Source organism: Alphaproteobacteria bacterium, assembly GCA_017308135.1.
Taxonomy (GTDB): domain Bacteria; phylum Pseudomonadota; class Alphaproteobacteria; order CACIAM-22H2; family CACIAM-22H2; genus Tagaea.
In genome coordinates this window covers 110785-133654 of record JAFKFM010000013.1, presented here as the reverse complement: position 1 = coordinate 133654, position 22870 = coordinate 110785, and the positions used below count along the sequence as shown (strand labels likewise).

Annotated in this window: 25 protein-coding genes and 1 pseudogene; 13 read left to right on the top strand and 13 right to left on the bottom strand. The window is 61.8% G+C overall.

Annotated elements, in window-relative coordinates:
* Positions 1 to 38: 38 nt before the first annotated feature.
* The 6 genes from J0H39_23175 to J0H39_23150 form a co-directional block, all read right to left on the bottom strand.
* A complete protein-coding gene (locus tag J0H39_23175; protein ID MBN9499665.1) occupies positions 39 to 518 on the bottom strand; it encodes a hypothetical protein in 480 nt (159 codons plus the stop codon).
* 199 nt (positions 519 to 717) lie between these two features.
* Entirely contained in the window at positions 718 to 1227 is a 510-nt protein-coding gene (locus J0H39_23170; GenBank protein MBN9499664.1) for a hypothetical protein, read from the bottom strand.
* A 35-nt stretch (positions 1228 to 1262) separates the two neighbouring features.
* The gene (locus J0H39_23165; GenBank protein MBN9499663.1) at positions 1263 to 1853 is read right to left on the bottom strand and encodes a thermonuclease family protein; all 591 of its coding nucleotides are present in this window, start codon (positions 1851 to 1853) and stop codon (positions 1263 to 1265) included.
* A complete protein-coding gene (locus J0H39_23160; GenBank protein MBN9499662.1) occupies positions 1840 to 2175 on the bottom strand; it encodes a single-stranded DNA-binding protein in 336 nt (111 codons plus the stop codon). The genes J0H39_23165 and J0H39_23160 overlap by 14 nt, the downstream gene beginning before the upstream one ends.
* 30 nt (positions 2176 to 2205) lie before the next feature.
* Entirely contained in the window at positions 2206 to 2817 is a 612-nt protein-coding gene (locus J0H39_23155; protein MBN9499661.1) for a thermonuclease family protein, read from the bottom strand.
* A 1-nt stretch (position 2818) separates the two neighbouring features.
* Positions 2819 to 3319 (bottom strand): hypothetical protein, encoded by a 501-nt coding sequence (locus J0H39_23150; GenBank protein ID MBN9499660.1) that lies wholly within the window; start codon positions 3317 to 3319, stop codon positions 2819 to 2821.
* Between the two features lie 100 nt (positions 3320 to 3419).
* Here J0H39_23150 and J0H39_23145 point away from each other — a divergent pair, with 100 nt between their 5' ends.
* The 13 genes from J0H39_23145 (at position 3420) to J0H39_23085 (ending at position 16379) form a co-directional block, all read left to right on the top strand.
* Positions 3420 to 4154, top strand: a complete 735-nt coding sequence (locus tag J0H39_23145; GenBank protein MBN9499659.1) for a lytic transglycosylase domain-containing protein — start codon at positions 3420 to 3422, stop codon at positions 4152 to 4154.
* A gap of 14 nt (positions 4155 to 4168) precedes the next feature.
* The gene (locus tag J0H39_23140) at positions 4169 to 4474 is read left to right on the top strand and encodes a TrbC/VIRB2 family protein (GenBank protein MBN9499658.1); all 306 of its coding nucleotides are present in this window, start codon (positions 4169 to 4171) and stop codon (positions 4472 to 4474) included.
* A complete protein-coding gene (locus J0H39_23135; protein ID MBN9499657.1) occupies positions 4471 to 4767 on the top strand; it encodes a VirB3 family type IV secretion system protein in 297 nt (98 codons plus the stop codon). Before J0H39_23140 ends, J0H39_23135 begins: the two co-directional genes overlap by 4 nt.
* A 9-nt stretch (positions 4768 to 4776) precedes the next feature.
* A complete protein-coding gene (locus tag J0H39_23130) occupies positions 4777 to 7188 on the top strand; it encodes a VirB4 family type IV secretion system protein (protein MBN9499656.1) in 2412 nt (803 codons plus the stop codon).
* Complete coding sequence (locus J0H39_23125; protein ID MBN9499655.1) at positions 7185 to 8081, top strand: hypothetical protein; 897 nt, start codon at positions 7185 to 7187, stop codon at positions 8079 to 8081. Before J0H39_23130 ends, J0H39_23125 begins: the two co-directional genes overlap by 4 nt.
* 10 nt (positions 8082 to 8091) lie before the next feature.
* Positions 8092 to 8808 (top strand): conjugal transfer protein, encoded by a 717-nt coding sequence (locus tag J0H39_23120; protein MBN9499654.1) that lies wholly within the window; start codon positions 8092 to 8094, stop codon positions 8806 to 8808.
* 204 nt (positions 8809 to 9012) lie between these two features.
* The gene (locus J0H39_23115; protein MBN9499653.1) at positions 9013 to 9207 is read left to right on the top strand and encodes a hypothetical protein; all 195 of its coding nucleotides are present in this window, start codon (positions 9013 to 9015) and stop codon (positions 9205 to 9207) included.
* Positions 9208 to 9215: 8 nt separating this feature from the next.
* Positions 9216 to 10346, top strand: coding sequence for a type IV secretion system protein (locus J0H39_23110; protein MBN9499652.1), 1131 nt, complete (start codon positions 9216 to 9218; stop codon positions 10344 to 10346).
* Positions 10343 to 11059, top strand: coding sequence for a virB8 family protein (locus tag J0H39_23105; protein ID MBN9499651.1), 717 nt, complete (start codon positions 10343 to 10345; stop codon positions 11057 to 11059). The genes J0H39_23110 and J0H39_23105 overlap by 4 nt, the downstream gene beginning before the upstream one ends.
* On the top strand, positions 11056 to 11859 hold the full coding sequence (gene virB9, locus J0H39_23100; GenBank protein ID MBN9499650.1) for a P-type conjugative transfer protein VirB9: 804 nt from the start codon (positions 11056 to 11058) through the stop codon (positions 11857 to 11859). Before J0H39_23105 ends, virB9 begins: the two co-directional genes overlap by 4 nt.
* Positions 11860 to 11865: 6 nt before the next feature.
* Positions 11866 to 13215: a type IV secretion system protein VirB10 gene (virB10, locus tag J0H39_23095; protein ID MBN9499649.1), complete on the top strand. Its 1350-nt coding sequence runs from the start codon at positions 11866 to 11868 to the stop codon at positions 13213 to 13215.
* The gene (virB11, locus tag J0H39_23090) at positions 13178 to 14236 is read left to right on the top strand and encodes a P-type DNA transfer ATPase VirB11 (protein ID MBN9499648.1); all 1059 of its coding nucleotides are present in this window, start codon (positions 13178 to 13180) and stop codon (positions 14234 to 14236) included. Before virB10 ends, virB11 begins: the two co-directional genes overlap by 38 nt.
* A complete protein-coding gene (locus J0H39_23085) occupies positions 14214 to 16379 on the top strand; it encodes a type IV secretory system conjugative DNA transfer family protein (GenBank protein MBN9499647.1) in 2166 nt (721 codons plus the stop codon). The genes virB11 and J0H39_23085 overlap by 23 nt, the downstream gene beginning before the upstream one ends.
* Before the next feature lie 96 nt (positions 16380 to 16475).
* On the opposite strand, the gene J0H39_23080 is transcribed toward J0H39_23085, so the two are convergent.
* The 7 genes and pseudogenes from J0H39_23080 to J0H39_23050 form a co-directional block, all read right to left on the bottom strand.
* Positions 16476 to 17315: a hypothetical protein gene (locus tag J0H39_23080; protein MBN9499646.1), complete on the bottom strand. Its 840-nt coding sequence runs from the start codon at positions 17313 to 17315 to the stop codon at positions 16476 to 16478.
* A gap of 3 nt (positions 17316 to 17318) precedes the next feature.
* Positions 17319 to 18833, bottom strand: a complete 1515-nt coding sequence (locus J0H39_23075; protein ID MBN9499645.1) for an AAA family ATPase — start codon at positions 18831 to 18833, stop codon at positions 17319 to 17321.
* 816 nt (positions 18834 to 19649) lie between these two features.
* Positions 19650 to 20087: pseudogene (locus J0H39_23070) on the bottom strand (hypothetical protein).
* Positions 20088 to 20101: 14 nt separating this feature from the next.
* Entirely contained in the window at positions 20102 to 20386 is a 285-nt protein-coding gene (locus tag J0H39_23065; GenBank protein ID MBN9499644.1) for a PilZ domain-containing protein, read from the bottom strand.
* Between the two features lie 23 nt (positions 20387 to 20409).
* Positions 20410 to 20724 (bottom strand): hypothetical protein, encoded by a 315-nt coding sequence (locus tag J0H39_23060; GenBank protein ID MBN9499643.1) that lies wholly within the window; start codon positions 20722 to 20724, stop codon positions 20410 to 20412.
* 226 nt (positions 20725 to 20950) lie between these two features.
* Positions 20951 to 22219 carry a sodium:proton exchanger gene (locus tag J0H39_23055; GenBank protein ID MBN9499642.1) on the bottom strand — a complete coding sequence of 423 codons (1269 nt, stop codon included), beginning with the start codon at positions 22217 to 22219 and terminating at the stop codon, positions 20951 to 20953.
* Positions 22220 to 22249: 30 nt separating this feature from the next.
* Positions 22250 to 22846, bottom strand: coding sequence for an MgtC/SapB family protein (locus tag J0H39_23050; GenBank protein MBN9499641.1), 597 nt, complete (start codon positions 22844 to 22846; stop codon positions 22250 to 22252).
* Positions 22847 to 22870 lie beyond the last annotated feature (24 nt).

Sequence of the window (22870 nt, the reverse complement as noted above, 5' to 3'; positions counted from 1 at the left end):
GGTGTGCGCATCGGCACGCGGCGTTGTGAGTCGGACCTTCATTGGCGATACAGCGGAAGCTCGAGGGAGCATCCGTCCACGGCCTTGTGGTTGACGATCATTCCGGTTTTCACTGTCTTTGTGGCAACGTCGTAAGACGCATAGGCCACCGATGCCTCGGGGTCCGGCGCGGCTCCCGGCGCGAGCTCGAGAAAGCAGCCACGGCCGCCATCCATCGTCTTGACCTGCAAACCCTCATAGATCGCGATCCGCATCGGGCAGAGCTTTACTGTTGCATGGGCGTCCGGCGCGACCTGCTTGACGGAGCACTCGATTGCGGTGTCGAGAACGCTGAGAACGACGGAACGCCGGGCGCTCCAGATGACGAAGTGGGCCTCCGTCACCGGGGCGTTGCCGCCGGAAAACCGGAGATCGCCCCGTGCTTTGTAAGCGCGATTATTTGCCTCGATGGCGTCTTTCCAGATGTCGACATAGGTCGCCGTCTGCGATGAAGGTTTTTGAAGGTTGGCGTATGACATCGGTCGCCACGCCGCGGGATCGGGAGTGAGCGATTGGGGATGAGCAGCAGTGGTGAGCTCGATCATCGTCATTATTCCCGCGATCAGGGTGCTTGCCCCGCGTCCCGTCAATTGCTCAAAGCAGCTCTGGAGCGATGATAACATCTAATATATTGTCTTTGCTTTGTCGACGCCGGCCCGCCACGCACGACCCGTCCTCCTATTCGTAGCGAGGCCGGCCAGGCACCCACCACCAGAAGTCCTTGGGCGACCGCTCGCGATTGCGCCACGGCGCGGCGACACGCGGTGGATAGACGGACTGCATGTTCCACACTGAGGCGTAGTAATAATAATTCGCGGTTTCGCGCCGCAATCGCCGTCCGGATCCATCCAGAAAATCCGTCGCACAATGGACGACCGGACCCCGGTAGCGTGTGACGCGCGCGGTCTGTTCATCGAGCGCGCCGGGCTTGCATCCAAACAACCAGATCGAGGCAGGGTAGCTGCGATCGCCCGGCGCTGCCGCGAGCAGACGAAGATAGGCTGCGTTGGCCTCGGGCTGCGTCGGGTAAAAAACTCGTTCCGTCAGCAGGGGCGCGAAAGTCGAGCGATCCGGTGCATATTCGAGGCGGCCCGGCTTGACCTGTTCGGGACTATAGAGCGGTTCGGGCGCCGGTGGTCCAAGTTCAACGACAGGCGCCCCCGGCGCGGCGCAGCCCGCCAATACCATCAGCAGGGGCGCGATCAGGCTATGGGCTGGGCGAATCACGGCGTCGCCTCGCCCTGCCGCGCGGCTTGGCGCTTGGCGTCCGGAGCCGCGCGCCAGTCCCAAGGCATCTGAAAGGTGCTTGACCACAGACCGCGATACGCCTTGCGAGCGTCCTGCTCGGCCAACTCATAAGCGCGGACGCCGGGGTCGTCCGGCGACGACGGACGGGCGACGGCGACGCCCTCACGCACCATATCCGCAGCGATATCTTGATGACCGGCCGAGGCACATCGGACCAAATGCTCACCGGCCTCATCGCGCAAGGTTCTGCAGGCAAGCCAGGCGTTGAGCGTCGCGGTGACGAGCCAGGCTGTCGCCATCGTGCCACAGGGCCAAAGCTGGCGGCCGAGGCGCGCGGTTTGATCGGGTGCGCAGGTGTCGATTCCATAGAGCCGATAGACCGCTTGGGTCTCGATATCGCGGAAGCGTGTTCCGTCGATCACCTCGACGCGCAGCGGCGGCGACTGAACGGCGGCTCTCGGGAAGTAGAGGCCAGGGGTCGGGCTGAGTGTTTGCGCAAGGCCCGCGTGACCGGCGAAGACGGCAAAACCTGACAGCACGCCAGCGAGGAGTTTATGCGACCTCATCGCGCAACCCGAGATCGAGCTTGTGGAAGACGTTGGCGATGATGTCGGTCGTATAAATGGTTTCACCATCTTTCTTGTAGGATCCATCGGCCACCCGGCATTCGGCGTAGACAGCGTCGCCCTTGGCGATGTTCGCGATCGCCCATTCCGCCGCCTTTTCGTTGAGGATCGTGACCGTCACCCAATCCGTCTCCTCGCGCCGTTCGCCTTTGCCGTCGGTCCATGCGCGGTCGGTCGCCACGTTGATCTTGGCGGCCTTGTTGAAGGCCTTCGGGGTCTGACCGACGCGGCCCCGCAGGATGAAAAGATTCGTCGTTCTCATAGTCTCTCTCCCGAAGTTGCTGGATGGCTATCAAGGTGTTGGCGTTTGCGGAGATGACGTTAGCGCCTCAGGTGAGGCTGTCGGCGTTTGCTCATGCAGGGCACGCAGGATGATGGCATTCGGTTCGGGCAGGTCGGGAAAGGCCCACAAACCCGCGTTGGCGCGTTGCGCGACAAGCTGCGCGACAAAGTACGGCGCGTGCGCGGGCTGACCATCCGGCTTCAGGGCGGCGAAGGCGAAACCCGTGGCGATCAGCGCCGTGCCGAGATCGATCCGTGATCCGGCGCCGGCGCCGGTCGTGCGGCTCGCGACGCAGAACACGAAGATGGTTTTGGTCCCAGGCTGCTCGGCAGCGTCATAACAATGCGGTCGCAGATCGCGGATGAGCGCCACCAGCATGGCAAGCGAGGCCTCTCCGCAGTCGCGTTGGAGACCGTGCGCGTTGGTGAAGTTCGTTCCGCGAAGGCAGGATTGAACGCCATAGAGGCGATAGGTGACGCCACCGTCGGACCAGCTGTCGCCGGTCAGATAGAGAGCATTTACGGGGACTGGGAACCATCGCGATGCGGCGGGTCCTGCGATTGCGGCGTTCCACGCCAGAACCGGCGCGATGGCGACGGCGAGAATCCCAGCTCTTCCCATATTAGTAGCCCTGCAAGGAGAAATAGAAGCGCTGGGCGCCGTTCGCCGTGTTGATGTCGACGTAGTAAGGATCGCTCCGCGACTCTCGCGCCGTCGTTGGATAGGTCGTGGTGCAACCGCCGTCGCCACCCGTACAGACTTGTTGCGGCTTTGAAAGATCAGCGCAAAGATTGCCGTTGGGCGCGGAGAAGAGACCTGCTCCGCCGTCCGACGATGCTTGAACGGGGGTCAGCCCAACCGGACACGCCTGATAGGGCTCGTAGCCAAGCCCGCTGGCATTCCCCTCGGAGCAGGTCGGCCAACCGCCGCCCTTCGCCAACTGGCGGAACAGGGTCTGCATGACTGGCACGCAATAGGGGATGCCCGACCAGCCCGGCGCGCTTGCGGCCGCGCATAGCAGCACCTTGCATCCGAATGACGCATCTTGCGCGCGCGCGCTCACGGCGATGCCGGACGCGCACAAAACGCCGACGGCCGTCAACAGAACTGCACCGCGTTTCATCCATCCTCCGGGAGTCAGAGCAGGGGACGCATGGTTTAATCCTGTTGCCAAGTTATCAACATTCAATATATTGTCTATTAGAAAATGGAGGCGGGGTGGCATGTCGACTCGCATCGCAGCGCTCGGGTGCAGCGTCCTGGCGGTTCTCGGGACCGCAAGCGCGCAGGATGCCGCTGCGCCGCCCAGGCTGGCCGCCGTCGACGCCTCGGGCCGAATCCTGCCCCTTAATACGCCACCTCCTGCAATCGAACGAATCGATACCACCTTTGCCGCAACCGCTCCCTGCGCCGACGCCAAGGCGATGGCGCCGGAGGCGGCGCGCGCGCTGGTCGTGCGCATCGCCACAGAGGAGAATTTCTATCCAGATTTTGTGCAATCGGTCGCGAAGGCGGAAAGCCACTTCAATTCGATCGCACTGTCCGACAAGGGCGCATTCGGCTTGATGCAATTGAAACCGGAGACGGCGCGACGCTTCAAGGTTGATCTTTGCGATCCTGCGGACAACGTGCGCGGCGGCGTCCGCTTTCTTCGCGCTCTGCATGAGAAGTATCGGAATCCGCTCTTCATCCTCGCCGCCTACAATGCGGGCGAAGGCGCCGTGGAAGACAGCCGCGGCGTTCCTCCGTTTCCCGAGACAGTGCGGTTCGTCGCTCAGGTCATCAACGACTTCTACCTCTGGCCTACGCCAGGCGGCGCGCCCCATCGCGACGCGCGCAACCCGATGGGCAGCCCGGACCTGATCGAGCCCGGGACGCCGGCCGCCGCCGCGCCTCCGGTGGAGAAAGCAGCGCCTCAGGCGGGTTGGAGCGACGGATTCGTCATGCACGTCGATTGAAAACGGAGGATCGGATGAGGAAATGGGTATCGCGCTGGCCGCTTGCGGGGGCGCTCTTGGTGGGAAGCATCGCGGACGCCGCGGCGCAATCGAGCGGCGGGACGCTGCAGCCTGTGCAGTCCACGCTGACGCAATTGGTGTCGGCGCTCACCGGGCCGATCGCCACGGCGCTGGCAACGCTTGCCGTCATCGCCTGCGGGTTCTTCGCATGGTCCGGACGACTGACCTGGGGCATCGCCGGCAGCGTCATCTTCGGGATCGTTCTCGTGTTCGGCTCGGCGCAGATCGTGCAGTTCTTCCAGTCGGCGGTGGGGCAATGACAGAGAACGAGCTCGAGGATCCCCTCATCACACCGCTCGTCAAGGCACTGACGCGCGCGCCGACCCTGATGGGCGTGCCGTACATGTACTTCATGTTCAACGGAGTGGTCTCCAGCGTGTGCTTTTTGGTCTCGCACAATCTCTTCATGCTGTTGGTCGCGATCCCGCTGCATCTGTTCGGCTATGTCATGACGCTCCGCGACGACCGCATTTTCGAAATCCTCTTCGTCAAATCCACCAAATGCCCGCCTCGCTCGCGCGCCTTCTGGGCCGCGGACAGTTACTCCGCATGAGGACTCGATATGGTCGCGCGTGCCCTGCTTGACGAATTGACCTACGGCGCCGTCTCACGGCGTGAGCGTCCGGTCGCATCGCACCTGCCCTATACCCGGCACGTGGATGACCACATCATCAAGACGCGGGATGGCCTCGTGATGACCATCCTCAAGCTCGACGGTTATTCGTTCGAGACCTCGGACATGAGCGAGGTCAACGCGCGCCTGCTGGGCCGCAACGACGTCGTCCGCACCCTCGCGAATTCGCGGTTCGCATTGGCCGGCCACATCATCCGGCGCGAGGTACAGCCACGGATCGACTCGACCTTCGACAATCCGTTGTGTCGCGAACTCGACGAGCGTTACGATGCGGCGCTGTCCCAGCGGCGCATGTTCGTCAACGACATTTACCTGACCATCGTCCGGCGCCCGCTGCAGGGCCAGGCCGGGACCTTCGACGTCATGCTGACGAAGCTGCTCGGCCGCAAGGACGAGGCTGGCGAGTCGGTCGCCGGGCAAACGGCGCTGACCGAGCTTCGTGACGCCGCAACTGCGGTTCGCGAGAACCTCGCCGGATACGGGGCACGCCAGTTGGGCGTGGTTCGCCGCGAAGGAATATGGTTTTCCGAGCCGTTGGAGTTCCTGGTGCAGTTGCTCAACGGCGGCATACCGCGCCCGATGCACCTCCCGCGCATGAACATCGCGGATGCGCTCTCGATGAAGCGACTCTTTTTCGGTCGCAACGCAATCGAGATCCGCGGCGCCGGACCCGAGGATACCCGTTTCGGCGCCATGGTTTCGATCCGCGAATACCCGGCGCAGACCGGTCCCGGCTCGTTCGACAATCTATTGCGTGTTCCGCACGAGTTCATCGCGACACAAACCTTTGCCATCGTCGACCGTCCCGAAGCCGCCAAGCAGATCGACCGCGTGTCGCGCCAGGTCGATATGTCGGACGAGGCCGGCTCAATCGTCGCTGAGCATCTCGATGACGCGCGCGACGAACTGCTTGCGTCGGAGGCGATCTATGGCGAGCACCACATGACGGTGATGTGCCTGGGCCGCAACCTCGGCGAGGTCGGGGCCGCAGTTACGGCGGTCGGCGCGGCGCTCACCGATCGTTCGGTGATCTGGACCCGAGAGGACCTCAATTGCGAGGCGGCCTTTTGGGCGCAGCTGCCGGGCAATTTTGCCTATATCGCGCGAAAGGGCGTGATTTCGTCGAAGAATTTTGCGGGATTTACGTCATTACATAATTATCCGAGCGGACGGCCGGACGGCAACCACTGGGGCCCCGCCATCTCGGTGTTCGAGACAACGTCGCAGACCGCCTACTACTATAACCATCACGTTCGCGACATCGGCAACTTCACCGTCGTGGGACCGACCGGATCGGGAAAGACGGTCTTTCTGTCCTTTATCGCGGCGCAGACCCAGCGTGTACAGCCGCGACCCAAGCTGCTGTTCGTCGACAAGGATCGCGGCGCGGAGATCTTCATCCGGGCGCTCGGCGGTCAATACGAGACCCTCGTGCCCGGTGAGGCGACTGGATTTAATCCATTGTCGCTGCCAGATAGCGCACCCAATCGCGAGTTCCTCTATCAGCTGTTCGCCTTCATGTTGCGCCCGGCGAACGGAGCAGATCTGAGTGCGTCGGAGGAGCAGGTGATCCGCAACGCGATCGCCGCGGCCCTCACCGGCGGGCCGGCCGGTCGGACACTCAAGGCCTTTTCGACCCTGCTCCGCGGCCGGATCCGCGCCGGCGAGGGCGATCTGCTGGCGCGTCTCGAGAGCTGGATGCGCCCCGACCAGCGGGGCTGGCTGTTCAACAATGAGGAAGATCAGTTCTCGCTGTCAAGCGTGTTCGGATTCGACATGACGCGGGTGCTCGATGATCCGGTGATCCGGACTGCGGCCCTCATGTATATTTTCCACAGGACGGACGAGCTCCTGACGGGCGATCCGGTGATGATTTTCCTCGATGAGGGCTGGCGCCTCCTCGACGATGAGGTGTTCGCTTTCTTCATTCGCGACAAGCTCAAGACCATCCGCAAACAAAACGGCATCGTCGGTTTCGGCACACAGTCTGCCGCTGACATCGTGCGGTCGAAGGCGTCGAACACGCTGATCGAACAGACCAGCACCAACATCTTCTTTCCCAATCCAAAGGCCGACGACGAAAGCTACCAGAAGGCTTTTCGCCTCTCCGGACGCGAGGTCGCCTGGATCCGCGGCACGGTCCCGGAAAGTCGTTCGTTTCTGATCAAGCATGGCCGCGACAGCGTCGTGGCGCGGCTCAACCTCGCCAGCATGCCGGACATGATCAAGGTGCTGTCCGGGCGCACCGAGACGGTCGCCGAGCTCGACGCGCTCCGCGCGCGCGTCGGCGACGACCCGGCCGTGTGGCTGCCGATTTTCATGGGGAGAAGCCAGGGATGAAGCTCCGGATTGCGATCGTCGCGGCTGCCCTGTTGTCCGGCGCCACGCCCGCGCTAGCGGATATTCCGGTCAACGACGCAGCGCAATTGACGCAGCGCTCGCAGACGGCCGGCACGACCGTGAAGCTCGTGCCTGTGACCACGCAACGGCAGGACGCCAATAGCGGCGTCAAATGCGCGGTGACCACCGGCAAGAAAGCGACCATCACCAACCCCACTGTGCAGCCGCAAAGCGGCGCAGGCAGCCAGGCGATCCAATCTTACGGCCCCGACCTGCCGGCGACGCCCGATCCAATCGCCCAGGGCGCTGCGCTCAACAGCCAGACCCTGTTCAAGTCGAGCGGGGACGTGGTGGCCGGGCTCGACGCCAGCGGCTCGACAATGACGGCGGCTCAATCGGCGTTCAAGACAGCCGGCCAGCAGGTTGGAACCGCGCCGACGGTGATGGCCGCGATCGACATGAACAGCGCGGCTCGGCTGCAAAACAACCTTGCTTGGAACAGCGCGATCAGCTCGGCCAATCTCTGGGTGACGGCGCTCAATGGCCTGAATCTGGCGATGACGAGCGACATGAGCCGGTCGGCGCTTGGCATGCGCGCAACGACCACTGCGGCGCAGGCGACATCAGGCCCGGTCTGTCCCATCGGCATGATCGGATCCGGGACGGCGGCCGATCCCTGTCGAACGTCATCGGTCTGCTCGACAACGCCCCCCGGCTCGTCGCCCGACCCCTCCTGCGTGAGCGCGCGCTATGTCGACACCGACGGCAACGTCATTTTTTACCTCGCCCAAGTCCAGAACGCCACCAACACCGGCGGTGGCGGCACGAACGCGGCGTTAACGATCGCCGATGTGACCGCGGCGCTTGCCGCGATTTCCGCCAACAGCCGATAGGGAGACTCCGATGCGCTGGATATTCATGCTCGCCGTGTTGACGCTGGCTTTGACGGGAGCGCCGCCGGCGATGGCGCAAGTTCCCGTCCTCGATAGCGCGAATCTCGCCAAGGCGCAGCAGATCGCGACCAGCACGCAGCAGATCCTCACGGCAGATCAACAGATCCTCCAGTTCACGCAAAAGACCCTGCAGGCTGTCACCGGCGATCGCTCCTCGCAGGCGCAAGGCACGCTCGCCCAGATGGCGCTCGGCGGCGGCTTCTCGATGGCGCAAGCGCCTTCCCTCGGTTCGGTAATTTCGGGCGGGGCGTTGTCGTTCGCGGGCATGGGATCGGCGTCTCAGAACATCGTCTCGACGCTCATCAACGGGCTGCAGCTGGTGCAGACCATTACCGGTCTCGTCAGCGGCCAGGCCCATCCCGCCGATACGGCATACAAAAACTCCGTCAACGTTGCTGCAACGCTGTCCGGACTGATCAACTCGACGCAAGGTGCTGTTCAACAGCGATCATCCGCCTTCACGCAAGGCGGCCAGCAGATCGGCAAGGCGCAGGACCTCAAAGGCAGCGTCGACCAGAACACCCAGGTGCAAATCCAGACCGGGCAAACGATCAACGAGCTCAACGGCGTCGTCAACAATGCTGCGGCGGCCGCCAATCAAGCAAACCTCGATCGGATCGCCGCTGAGTCATCGGCCGCCCGGGCGATGAAATTCACACAGCAGTGACCGCAGCATTGGGGGACTCGTGTCCAGACGTACTCTGATCCTTATCGCAATCCTCGCGCTCGTTGGCGGCATCGCGATCGGCCGCTACGCGCTTCCGCCAACTCCCGCCTCCGGCCTTCGCGCCGGAGCGAGCGGGGCTGAGAATGACGCGGCGAAAGCGGCCTCGCGCGCCATGACATTCAGCCAACCGAAGGCGCCGGCCCAGTGAAGATTATCGCCACATTCGCCATCATCACGGTGATGGCCGCCGCGCTCGGCGGTTGCGCCTACAAGCCGCTGAAGGCGCCATGCTCGCCCGACGAAGGCGGGACGCCGCTCGCCTATTCGGAGCTTACGACACCGCCCGTTGCGGAGGCTTTCCAGCGACTCGATCGCTGCGGTCCCATGCGGCCGATCTGAGAGGGGCGATGGGCAACACCTTCAATATCACATCACTGCTGCAATCGGTCGACCAGCTCGGCCAGAACTATGTCTCGACCGCCTATCAGGCACTGGCGAGTGCAGCGACCTCAGGCGGCGCGACTGGCGTCGCCGGGTTGCTGCTCACGCTCTACGTGATTTTTTGGGGCGTCGGCATCTGGCAAGGCACCGCGACCGGCGGCCCCGCCGACCACGCGTTCCGGCTGTTCCGCGCGGTGCTGATCTACACCATGGCCACGAAGTGGGGCGACTTCCAGACGCTGGCCTATAATCTCCTTAACGATGGTCCCTCCGCCATCGGCAACGCGTTGCTGAGCGCGGTCACCACCGCCAACAACACCGGAACGTCCGCAAATCTGAACTCCGTCAACGGAGTGCAGTCGGCGCTTCAGAATATGTGGAACACGACCAACAGCGCCACGGAGGCGTTTCTTCAAAACGCGGGCATCACCAATTGGGGACCCTATATCTTCGCCGCGGTCTTCTATGTGGTGATGGCGATCCTGATCGGCTTCGCACTCTTCCTGATCGTGCTGTCGAAGATGTTCATGTGGCTGCTGCTGGCACTGGCGCCGCTATTCATCATCCTACTGCTGTTCGGCGTCACGACGCGATTTTTCAGCGGCTGGATGAGTTCGCTGGTCCAGTATTTCCTGGTGCAGGTCCTGGTCTACGCGTTCCTCGCTTTTTACGTTTCGCTGATCCAGCAGACGATCGATACGCTGAATGGCGTCGCCAATTCCAAATCCGCCACTTGGGCCACCATCGGTCCGGTCGTGCTGCTCGCGATCATCGGCATCCTGCTGCTCAGCCAAATCAACAATATGGCCGCGGCGATCGCCGGCGGCGTCCCGATCTTCGCGCCGCGCATCGGTGCGGTGCTCGCGACCGCAACCGGCTATCGGCTCGGTGCGGCCGCGAACCGGGCTCGCCTTGCGTTCCGTAACCCGCTCAATCCTGCCTCGATGTCGCGGCGTGAGGAACTGGCCTCGCGCCAACGGGCGCGTGTTGGTCTGCGCGCCGGCTCTTGGGCACAATCCGCGGAATTTCGCCGCTTGGCTGATCAGCTCCGCAATGCCGGCGTCCCGCCGGCGCCGAGTGGCGGAGGCCGGCCATGACAGAGATGACTGCCCCAGAGCCCGTACAGGTTGATCCGCGCTATTACACGGATGGCGCCACGTGGGAGCGGGATATCGCACGCCGTAACCGCAACTCGCGCGCACTCGCCTGGATCGTCGCCGCGGTGATGACGATCGTAGCCGTTGGCGCGCTCGGCACCCTGGCTTTGCTGGTCCCGCTCAAGACCTATGAGCCTTACATGGTGGTGGTCGACAAGACCACCGGCTTCGTCGAGGTGAAGCGGTCGATGGCCGAGGGTCCGCTGACCCAGGACGAGGCGGTCACGACATTCAATGTCGTACGCTACATCAAGGCGCGGGAGACCTATGATCCGAAGGCGCTGAAGGACAATTTCGATCTGGCGCAGCTGCTCGCGACAGGGGACGCGGCGCGCGAACTCACGGAAATCTATTCCCCGGCCAATCCCGTCAATCCCGTGAAAGTCTACGGCTCCAATACCGTCGTCGCCGTCACCATCAAGTCGGTCACGTTTCCGAACAACCGCACCGCGTTAGCTCGCTTCTCTACCGAGGAGAAGTCGTCGACCAACATCATCACCCGCAACTGGGTCTCGCTGGTGCGCTTTCGCTATACGACCGCGCCGATGCGCAATGAATGGCGATTCGACAATCCGCTCGGCTTCCAGGTCCTCGAATATCGTCGCGACCAGGAGACAGCGCCTTCGCCAGGAACGGTGGGTGCGCAGCAATGATCAAGCGTTGCGTCGTCTTGAGTCTCATTCTGTGCGTCTCGGCGGGCTCCGCCTTCGCGGAGGCGCTGCCACGGCCGGGCCGCGTCGACTCGCGGGTGCGCGACGTCATCTACAACAAGGACAATGTCACCGCGATCGACGCCAGCTACGGCACCTCGACGATGATCGAGCTGCAGCCGGACGAGAAAATCGAAACGCTGGCGCTCGGCGACTCGATTGCCTGGAAGGTCGAACCCAACCGCAAAGGCGACATCATCTTCGTGAAGCCGGTCGACAAGAACGCGATATCGAACCTCAACGTCGTCACCGACAAGCGCATCTATTCGTTCCTGCTGCGGTCGAACACGCGGCCGCCCGGCGGGCAGATCTACGCTGTGCGGTTCCGATTTCCGGATGATGAAGCGAGCGCGAAGCTGTTAGCCGAAGCCAAAGAGCGCGCCGCCAATCCGAACCTCAAGGATCTGAATATCGCCAACGCCAACAGCGATTACGGCTACAAAGGCTCGTCGGTAAACAAGCCAGTCGCCGCATTCGATGACGGGACCAAGACCTGGTTCCGCTTCGAGGGCGAGACGCCGGCGATCTATATCGTCGACGCCGAGCGCAACGAAAGCCTCGTCAATTTCCGGACCGAGGGGCCTTACGTCATCGTCGACAAGGTATCGCCGCAGTGGACGCTGCGCAACGGCCAGGAATCGACCTGCATTTTCAACCGGCGTCTGACCAACGTGCATGAGCCGAACGGCCTCGAGCCCTATGCGCCGCAGCGTGTGGGATCGGCCACGGCTTTGGGAGGTTGACGCACAATGCCCACGCCTGACGACTATCGCTCATTCGAACTCGAGGCGGCGGCCGCGACGTCCGTTGCGCGCGGGCGCACCGCGCTTGGCAGTTTTTTGAAATTCGGGGTGCCGATCGGTGCTCTCCTGGTGGCCGCCTGGATGATCTACGGGTCGGTGGTGCGGCGTTCGCCCACGCTGACGACCCCGGATAAAGAGGAATTCACCACCACGCAGTTTCCGGCGCCATCGCTGTCCACGCCGCGCCCTCAGACCAACCAGGGCACGATCGTCATTCCGCAGGCGCCGGTCGAACAGGCACCGCCACCTCCTCCGGTAGCCCCGCCCTTGGCGCTGCCAGCGCCGCCGCCGCCCGAGCCGCCGCTGGCTGGTGCACCGCCGAATGACGATGAGGCGCGCCGTCTCGCCGAGCTCGAACGGCAGCGCCAGGAGGAAGAGCGGCGGAAATGGGAGCGCCTGCGCGCGCCCCAGGTGATCGCCGACAACGCATCGGCGGCAACGAATGCCGCAAACCCGGACGATGGAGCCAAGGCCGCCACAGCTCCGGAGGACGACCCCAATCGTCGTTTTTTGGCGTCCGTTTCGGCCGCCGGCGTAGAGGTCTCACGCGCCAGCAAGAGCAACCGGATCGACGCGCTGGTGGCCCAAGGCACGATGATTCGCGGCGTGCTTGAGACGGCCGTTCAAAGCGATCTGCCAGGCATGGTGCGGGCGGTCGTGAGCGAGAATGTCTGGTCGTTCGACGGGCGCCGGGTGCTGATCCCGGCCGGAAGCCGGCTTATCGGCGAATACAAATCAGGGATCGCGCAAGGGCAGACGCGCGTCTTTGTCGTCTGGACGCGGATGCTGCGATCGGACGGCGTCTCGGTCCAGCTCGGCTCGAACGGTACGGACGACCTTGGGCGGGCCGGCAACGCGGGCTTCGTCGACAATCATTATCTGGAGCGGTTCGGCTCCGCTATCCTGCTGTCCGTCGTGGGCGGCGCCGCGCAATTCCTCAGCGCCTACGGTCAGAACACCAACAACACCGGCAACGGCACAATCATCACCACGACCGATCCCGTCACAGGCGCCGTGACGCAGACGCAGACGGGCGTGAATCAGAACCAGCTGAGTCTGCAGGCACGCGAGATCGCAGCGCAGAACGTGTCGCAGACGCTCACCAACATCGCCCAGGAAGCGCTGCGCAACTCGATCAACATTCCGCCAACGATCTATCTCGACCAGGGCACACGGATCATCGTCTTCGTGCGGCGCGACCTCGACTTCTCCGCGCTCTATCCGGACCCAGTCAAGGAAGCCCTGAGGGAGCTGAAGCGTGAACGCGCTGGCACGAAGTCTGACGGTCTTCATTGACCGGGCGCTCGACCCGATCCGACCCTGGCTCGACGACGACCAGGTCGTCGAGATCTGCGCCAACGGTCCGGGCGAGGTCTGGGTCGAGCGGTTTGGTCACTCGGCGATGGAGCGGCATGAGGTGCCGGCTCTGACCGAGCATGCCATTCGTCATCTGGCTGAACGGGTCGCCGGTCATTCCGGCCAGAGCGTCAATGAGGAGCATCCGCTGCTCTCGGCCGCGCTGCCGACAGGGGAGCGGTTTCAGGGCGTGATGCCGCCTGCGACGACGGCGGGAGGCGCCTTCGCGATCCGCAAGCAAGTTATCAAGGAGATGCGGCTCGACGACTATCGCAAGCTCGGATCGTTCGACAAGGTGACGACAGCCAGCGAAGGATCGCTGTCGCAAACCGACCGACGGCTGTGCGAGCATCTCGACGCCGGCTGCATCGAGGAGTTCATCCGGCTTGCCGTCGTCAATCGCTATTCGATCCTGCTGTCGGGCGGAACGAGCTCGGGGAAGACGACATTTCTGAACGCGATCCTCAAGGAAGTACCGGTCGACGAGCGCATCATCACCATCGAGGACACGCGGGAGGTCAATCCGATCCAGAAGAACTACCTGCCGCTTGTCGCCTCCAAGGGCGATCAAGGGGAGGCCCGCGTCACCGTTGAAACGCTCCTGCAAGCCTCGATGCGTTTGCGACCGGACCGCATCTTTCTCGGCGAAATTCGCGGCGCCGAGGCTTATTCGTTCTTGCGCGCGATCAACACGGGCCATCCGGGCAGCATCACCACCGTGCATGCCGACAGCCCGGCGGGGGCGTTCGAGCAGCTCGCGCTGATGGTGATGCAAGCAGGTCTCGGGCTGCGGCGCGACGAAATCGTCGGGTACATCAAATCGGTGCTGCCCATCGTGGTCCAGCAGACCAAAGTCGGCGGTTGGCGCGGCACCTCGGCCGTCTATTTTTCCCGCGTCGAAGAATGGCGTCAGGAACGGCGAGGGGGGAAAGGCCGCCATGGCGCGCGTCGTCGCCTATAGGATCGGCATCGCGGTCCTTCTTCTCCTCGCCTTCTGGCTGTTATGGAGCATGGCCTACGAAGTCGTCGTGGCGCTCCGCTGGGCGCCAACGCGTTTTCCCAGCGAAGGCGCGAGCCGCTGGGTTCTTTTCCGCATGCAGAACGCCGACCGCTCGGTTGACTTTTTCCTCGTGGCCTGGCGTCATTTCTATGACCGCGTGATCTTCGCGCCGACACGGGTCGAAGCGCTCATTCGCGCCGGCTATGCCGCAGCCGCCGTCGGCGCGCTGGGACTGGCCGGACTGCTATTCGCCTTTATCAACCGCCGGCAAATGCCCTACGGCGCCGCGCGCTTTGGCACGTTGATCGAGGCGGCGAAGCAAGGCCTCACACCCAAACAGGGCATCGTGCTCGGAACGCTCGGCGGGGCGACAATCCGCTCCGACGAGCCCGCCCATATCCTCGTCGTCGGTCCATCACGCTCGGGGAAGGGCACCGGCTTTGTCCTCCCGAACGGTTACTTCTGGCAGGGTTCGGCGGTGTTCTTCGATCCCAAGCGGGAGAACTTCGGCGCGTTAGCAAATCATCGGGCAACGATGGGCAACAAGGTCTTCATGTTTTCGCCGGGCTCGAATGACACCCATCGCTACAACCCGCTGGATTTCGTGCGACGTGACGAGCGCATGGCGACCGACTGCCTGGTCGTCGCTTCCTTCGTGATCCCTGAAAAGGCGGACGATACCTGGGCCGGGGCAGGGCGGCTCCTGCTGTCTGCCCTGATCGGCTACGTGCTGTCGTCGCCTCTGATTGCTGGTGCTCAGCACATGCGCAGCGTCGCGCGGATGACCACGACCGGCAAAGACATTTCATCGGTGCTGCGCGCCATCGTGAGGACCGAACGGCCGCATTTGCCGACATGGGTGGTCGACAGCTTTAACCAGTATATCGCCTTGGAACCTGAGACGCGCAACAGCGCCGTCTTCAATGTCAACATGGCGATGTCGCTGTGGAATAACGGGCTGATCTCCGCAGCGACCGAGACGTCCGACTTCGATATTCGCGAGTTACGCCGCCAGCCGATGACGATCTTCATCGGCTGCACCATCGCAGAACTCTCGATCTTCCGGCCGCTGATACGAATTCTGTTCCAGCAGATCCACGATCTTCTGATGGTGAAGATTCCTGGCGACGATGAGCCCCATCAGGTGCTGCTGATGCTCGACGAATTCTACCACGTCGGGCGGATGGACTCGTTGATCTCGAAGATCACGATCAGCGCCGGCTACGGCTTCCGCATGGCGATCGTCATGCAAGACATCGCGCAGCTCGACGAGCTCTACGGCCGCAACACGCGCATCACCACGGTGTCGGGCTCGCAGATCAAGTTGTTCATCCAGATCAACGATCTCGAAACGTCGGAGTTTGTCTCCGAGATGCTGGGCGAGACGACGCAGATTTACAAAACACCGATCAAGCGGCCGGGGCAGGGCATCTTCGCGCCGCGGGTCTGGGCGCCGCATTACACGCCGCGGCCGCTGCGCAACCCGCTTGAGCTTCGAGAAATGTCCGCGCGGCTGTCGATCCTGATGGTCAAGAACTCACGATCGTTCGAATTGACGAAGATTCGGCATTACGTCGACAAGCCGTATCGCCGGTATTATCAAGCAACGAAGGGGCACCCTCCACAGCTTCCCGCCTTGCGGGCGTGGCAGGACGAAGTGCTGGGCGGCGCCATCAATCCGGCGCCAGAGGCGGTCGAGGGCGCAGACACCAGTGTCGGGATCACCGCGGCCGCGCCGGCGAAAGTCCGGCAGCTGCGCCGGCCTTCGGCAAAACGCACGCCGAAGAAGTCACCCGATACCGCCAGGCCATCAGCTCCATTGAACCCCGGGCCGCTTACCATTACAGCGCGGCGCGGGACTCCAAAATCCGAACGCAAGCCGCTTTCGCTGGGCGAATCCCCGCCATCCACTCCGGGTGATAGCTGCGACGTCCGCGACATTCTTGCGTCCGCCAGCGGGCAACAGGATGAGAACTTCGGAGCTATGATGAAGACGTTGCATCTCGGGACCCGATCTGGGAGCAATCTGGTGCAAGAGGCCGCCAACACGCTGCTGTCCCTTCACCGGTCGTTTGGGGATGAGCCGGAGACGGAGGAAGAATGACGTTTCGATTGAGCGCTGATCCAGCAACTGCCGCAGTGACTCTGGAAAAGATGACCTCTGCCCTCAGCGTGAACCGACCGCTTTTCTTCAGATAAATCAGCTTTCCTCGATCAGTTTGAACCCGCCGTTGCAAAAGTCGTCGCTCGCCGCAAGGCCCCAATAGAGCGCCGCGCGCCACGCATTCAGATTTCCGCGCTGGCGGCTGCGAGCGGTGTGGTTGAGTTCCGACCGAAGGATGTCTGCACCGGCAGCAAAGTTGCGCCGAAAGGTGTCCTTGGATTCGACCAGCTCGACTGCGGCACTTCCCGCGTACAACGACCCGAGTTCGAGCAATTCAAAGTGTTGCTGAGCTCTGGCTATGCGTGCTGCCGGCACACCGGCGACCTGTTCGATGGAAAAGCTCACCTGCACCGTGTTGGTAATATCGATTGCTGCACGGAGAATGCGGTGCGAACTCCAATCGTCAAAATACGGATGAAATGTCTGCTCGGCGTGCGTGCGAGGCGCATGTGCTAGCTTGACCTTGTTACAATCCGAACAGCTCGGCACAAGATTGGCCGGAAACACGGCAAACTCGGGATACTCCGATTGCGACAGATAGTGATCGAGCGTTTTGACATCTCGCGCGCCACAGAGCGGGCAACGTCGATATTTCGCGCCTGCCCGCAGGCGGTCGTAGACCGGGCGGCCTTTGCCACGGACGAGAACGCGATCGTAGACGTTCGAAAGATCCTCTTTGCTGACGCCGTCCGGGTCCTCAGCCATCAGTCGGAATAGCTCTGCGCGGACCGCCAAGTCCAGATATTCGGTCGCACGCTCGCTGATCCGCTCGGACAGGGCGAGAAGAGCGCTTCGAAGCTCCGGGTTACGGGTGCGCGCCGCCGACTCGCGAAACACCGCCTCTGCATCATCAGTTGGACATGAAATCGCAATCACGGCTCAGCGCTCCTCCCAGAGCGCCCGCACTAGCGCGCGGCCCTCAGCACCCAAATGGCCCTCAAACGCCGCCAGTGCCTGGTCGAAAGTGTTTGATCTTGAAACGACATCCGAGATCAGCGCGTGATATCCGCTCTCAGTGAATTCGACCCGAAAAATTTCGCGTGTCAGCAACCCGACATTCTCAGCAAAGGTTTCGACCTCAGGGCGCTCGATCTCAACACTTGCTCCATCGCGGAAAAACAGCGACACGCAATTGCTGGGGACTTCCTGAACAATGACGGGTGAGTGAGTGGCCAGAATGGCAACGCCGTTGCGTTGCGCCAGCAAACCCGAGAGCGCGCGGACGAACGATGCGGCGAGAGGAGGATGAAGATGGGCTTCAGGCTCGTCGATCAGAACCAGCGTTCCCTCGCTGACCAGTTCGACCAACCGCGTCATCGTGAGCAAGACAATCTTGTGGCCGGAACTTGCCTCGTCAAACAATTGAACTGCAGTGTCCTCGAAGTCGTCTTGCGGCAAGTCGGCAAGTCGTTCCAATCGCAGCGCGGCAAAAAGCGGATCGCCTTCCAGGACGCGCATGGCAGAGCGCCATCGCGGCTTTCGCGAGCTGCGCAGGCATTTGAGAGTACTCGCGACAAAGTCGGCGCGCAGATCGGCTGTCGTCTTATTTCGCGCCTCGCGCCTGCCGCTCTTCAAACGCACGTTCTTCTTCAGGCCGATATAGGCGTATTGCAGACCTGTGGCCGTCCCGTCGTTCGGAATCGCGGGGTCAAATTCATCGAAAGCGCTGAAAGCAACGGTGACAAGATTTGCGAAGCCTTCCTCGCCGCTGAGCTCATCGTCATCAGTGATGAAGGTCAGGCGTCCGAGTGATCGCTTCCGGCCGACACGCAGCAGGGTACTGATCGAACGAAGGAGTGTCGTCTTTCCAACGCCGTTGCGGCCGATGATGGCATGAATATTTGTCGGCGGAACCGCGTTGGGGGTCACCTGAACCTCGATGACGGCATCATCCGATTCCGGGAACTTGTAGCGAAAATGGAACGGCGTCAGCATCGCTTGCTCGTGCGCAATGGTTCTGAGCTTGGTCAATTCTCGCGCAGAAACAGAGCGCAGAAGCGACGTCTCGAACGCGGCTTCGTTCTGGAAGGCGGCAAAAATGTCATCATTCCAGACCACGTCCTGCAGTGCTTCCAAGATCGCGATGCGATCCTCTTCATCGACCGCAATCAGATTTTCGTAATATTCTTGGCTTTGTCCAAGCGACGCATATTCCTGTCCGAGGGCGACGAAGCCGTCTTCGATCTGGGTGTACCCGTGGCTCATGCTACGCCGCATGATTTTGACGGCCCCGATGTCGTGACGGGTGCCGTCGCCGTCAAGGTAGACGAGCGAGAACGCCGTTTTATACGAATAGTCGTCCCAATTATCGGCGACGAGAAAGCATTGCCGACCGCCAGCAATGTCGCGCTCCGCGCGAGAACTGCGCGAATACGGTATGACCGTGAACTGCAAAGGGGATCTCCGAGGGGCGGTGCAGGTTGTCGAATAAAATTGATACGTGCTTTGTGGCGCTCACGCTAGCGTCAGACCTCTCGTGTGGCGGACAACCGCTCCCGGCCTTGCGGGATTTATGGGGAGGATGAGGACGGGATGATTCCAGAGAAATGGTGCGCCGCAAGGCAAGACCCAAGGAGCCATTTAACTGGACCTAACGTTCGACATTGCCAGCCATCTGGTTGCACGGCGGCTTGTGGCAACTCCGACATAGCGAATTAGAAAGAAAGGGTGACGCCCCCAATTAAGCGATGCAGGCATGGCGACCATGATATTCGTCGTGAAGCGCAGGATCGCTCTCGCGGCTTTTGGGAAAACATGGAAACCCATCATTATGGAAAATAGGTATGCCACATAGCTGAGATACATAATGAAAATGGATTCGCATAAGACATCTTATGGAACATTTGGCTCGTTCGGTGGTTCGAATTTTTTGTGCCGTTTGAGTGATTTTGAGGCCGGTCCCATCAATAATGAGTCCGGTGTTTTCGAAATTGAGTCTGCAGGGTCGTGAACGACGCCGGCAGCATTTCATCCTGGCTGAAAGCGACGACCTGCTTTGACGTGCGATGGTGCTGGCGTCCACGTACGGTGTTCGAGCCGATCGCATCGCGCAGTTTCGTTTCGAGTTCGACCAGCAGCACGAAGAAGCTCGATCCGACTCACGAAGCCTTCGCCCGTCGCGACGACGTCCTGCCCGCCCGAATGAGGATGTCCGATGATCGGCAATGGCAGTTGCCGCGATCCCTTCCCGATGGCCGCAACGAAACGATGTCCGTCCCATCGAAAGAAACGGTCCGACTTCCCTCCGGTCACCATCAGACCGACGGCCCCGCCGTCCTCGAACATCCTCAGATCGCGCGCGCGCACGCTGAAGACGAGCCGGTGTCGGCCACGTGATTCCAGGTACACTTCGTGCAGACACCCGCCGCCATTGCAAACGGCGGCGCGGTTCGCGCAGGCAAAGTCTTCAAAGTGCAGCGATACGAAGCGTAGGCCTCCCGCCTCGATCGAGACCGAGAAGTAATGCCCCGCAGCCGCCGCGCTGCCGCACGCGCTTTCGCGCGCGAAAATCCCCCGTCGTATATCGGCCGGAAGTCCCTCAATATGCTCGGATGCCCACGGGTTCTCAGTGGCGAAGCTGCCGCGAGCGGTCGACTGCCCGCATGTCAGCAGCGAGCCGAGCAGCAGCAGCGCACCCGCCAGCGAAATTCGTCGAGGCGCTTTCACGGAACGATCCTCCTTTTTTGCTTCGGTGCGCCGTCGTCGGTTCGATCGAAGCGGCCCCCGATGCGGCGTTCGGAGGCCCAGATGAGTCGACAGGATCGCGAGATATCTTCCGAAGGGATTACCAGGATGAAATGGTGCGGAATGCCGAGCGGACTCTCCACTTCGAGCAGTGCGCCGGAGGCCGTCAGGTTTCGGACGGTGCAATCGATGGCCGCGCCGCCGAACGAGATCATTCCGGCCTTCAAAACGCGCGTTCGCCGCAGTTTTCGCTTGTCTTCCATGAGGGCCTCCCACCGGGACATGCCTAATCGACTTTCTTTTCGGCCGCCTCTCCCTGTTTCACGATGTCCCCCGTCGTGAAGAGGATGCTCTGAAGTTCGGTCCGCCAGTCCTTGTTGCGGCGCAGGAGGAATTCGAGGTTCATCCCGAAGTGCTTGAATTCTTCCTTTTGTGCATTCGCCATGATGGCTTTCGCCTCCTTGTCCTTTTCGAGCGACATCCGCTGTTCGTACCAGCCAATAGCTTCGGCCTCCTCTATGAGCGACGTGATCATCCGAGCGAATGTGCGCATTTCCTGCGAAAGTTCTTCCGGCGGTTCGTGATATTGATCGAACCCCATTTTGATCTCCTTTTTTTGATCGAGTGAAGAGATTGATGTCCGTGAAACCCAGTTGTCGCGCAGCGCCGACTCCAGACTATCTGCACCGAAGCTAGTTATAGGATCCACCTGACGGTCCACGCCGATAGGATTCCTCCATCGGTCATTGTCCGTCTTGCCGCACGATTTTTTAGAACGTTTAGAGCAAATGCTTGCCTCGAGCTTTCTGACGCCTGGTTCCAAGGGATCAGCGTTCACCCCGAGCCGGATTCGATGTCTTGGGATTTGCAGCCGCGGTTGACGACCCAAGAGTGAAGCGAATTATTTCTAGTAATCGACGGCCGTTCCATATGAAGAGCACCGAAGCAAGCGCCAGATAGACCCAGGCTAAGCCCGACAGAGTGGCTATCGTGCGTATTTCCTCGTTCCTGAAGTAGTAGGCCAAGCTCACCTGAATCAAAAACAGCAGCGCAAGTGCGGTCGCCGACAGAAGACTGAAACGCAGCCGCATGAGCAGTGCGACCCCGAACAGGGATTGAGAGGCAGTCAGAAAAAACTCCTCAATTTGTCGCGCGTCCAACGGCAGTGCTGTCGCACCGCGGGCGCCGACGGTCATCGCCAGCGGTAGCATGCCGACCAAGAGCGTCCACTGATTGATCTTGTCGCTGATCATGGTGATGAGTCCGCCCGCGGCCCGCCCCTTTAGAACAAACAGGACGGCGATAGATACGGCGGGTGCTTCGCTGGCGAGCGGCGCCAACCACTGGATGAGAAGGAATTCGTTGATGCCGAAGGCGCGGCCCGCTTCGATCAAGGCTTCCGCGAAAGGCTCGGCGCTCCAGAGAATAATTCCGCAGGCGGCCAGCCCGAGGCCTGCCATAACTATCCACTGCGTCCGGAGCGGCAATTCATTGAGCGCCGCGGCAGGTCCGGGTTCGTCCTCTCCGTCCGGGTTCTCGCTTTTGCGAACGTTGCGGACGCGCCAGACATATCCTCCATAGATTGCCACCAACATCGTGAAATCGAAAAGGGTAATGCTGCCTTTGAACAAAATGACAAACGCGTAGAGGCTGGCGAGCAAAAGGAACGAGACTTCGATTGCGTTGTCGTTTGTCAGTTCGATGGCGCGATGCCGATCCTTGAGCCAGTGCAGCAGTGCCAGAAGCGGCCATGCGACGCCGACAAGCAGCCTATTCGCGCCGGTCATGTTGGCCGCAGCATAGTGGACGTACGGCGACTCCGGGCCGGCCTGGCCCGCCTGAAAAGCGTAGTACATATCCACCGCATATTCTGGAAGGACCGTTATCAAGGCGACGGCCGCAAGGATCAGGCCCTGCGCGATGTGCCGCTCGGCCGCTTCCGCACCCCACGACAGAAGAAATCCGGCAGCGAGGATCGCAACGCCGAAGATTGCAGTGTCAACGACCGGTCCGAGACGCCAATTCGCTGCTCGCAAAGCCAAGGCGGGTAGAGCGGCACATGCCGCGATCGCGATGAGGACCAAAAAGCGCTTCATTGCTATCCCGTTCGGATTCAGTGACTTCTGTCAAAACTCATGCCCATTCCCTTCCCGCTTAGCTTCCTTCGGTCGCCAGCGCCGCGCATCGAGCCGACCGATCAAAGGAAGGAATTGCAGTTCCAGGATTAGGATGACCAAGACGGTCACTAGTCCGGCAATGAGGAGTTCGCCAATCCCTGCGAGCATGCCAACCGCCGACGTTGCCCAAATGGCCGCTGCCGTGGTCAAGCCGCGAACGTTGCCGCCGTCCTTGAGGATCATCCCTCCGCCGAGGAAACCCACACCGGTGACGACGCCCGCCATTATCTTCTCCGCGGTCGCCGGAAAGTTCTCGACGCCAACGGCCGTGAACGCGGCCGCTCCCAGGCTGACGAGCATGAAGGTACGGTCGCCGGCCTCCGAACCGCGAAACTCGCGTTCCCATCCGATGGGGAAAGCCAGCGCGACAGCAACGGCGATCCGGACAAGCAGCGCGAGATCGAACCTGGTAGTACCACCGGCATCGCCTGCCGCTGCGAAGGCGCCACCTGTTGTCAGTCCGAGCGTGAGAGCGATGACCGCAAGTTGAGTCACCGCATGACGCGCCGCCTCCGTGATGGACAGTCGGCTCAATGCTTGAAACATCGCGTCACTCTCAGGGTTGGGGCA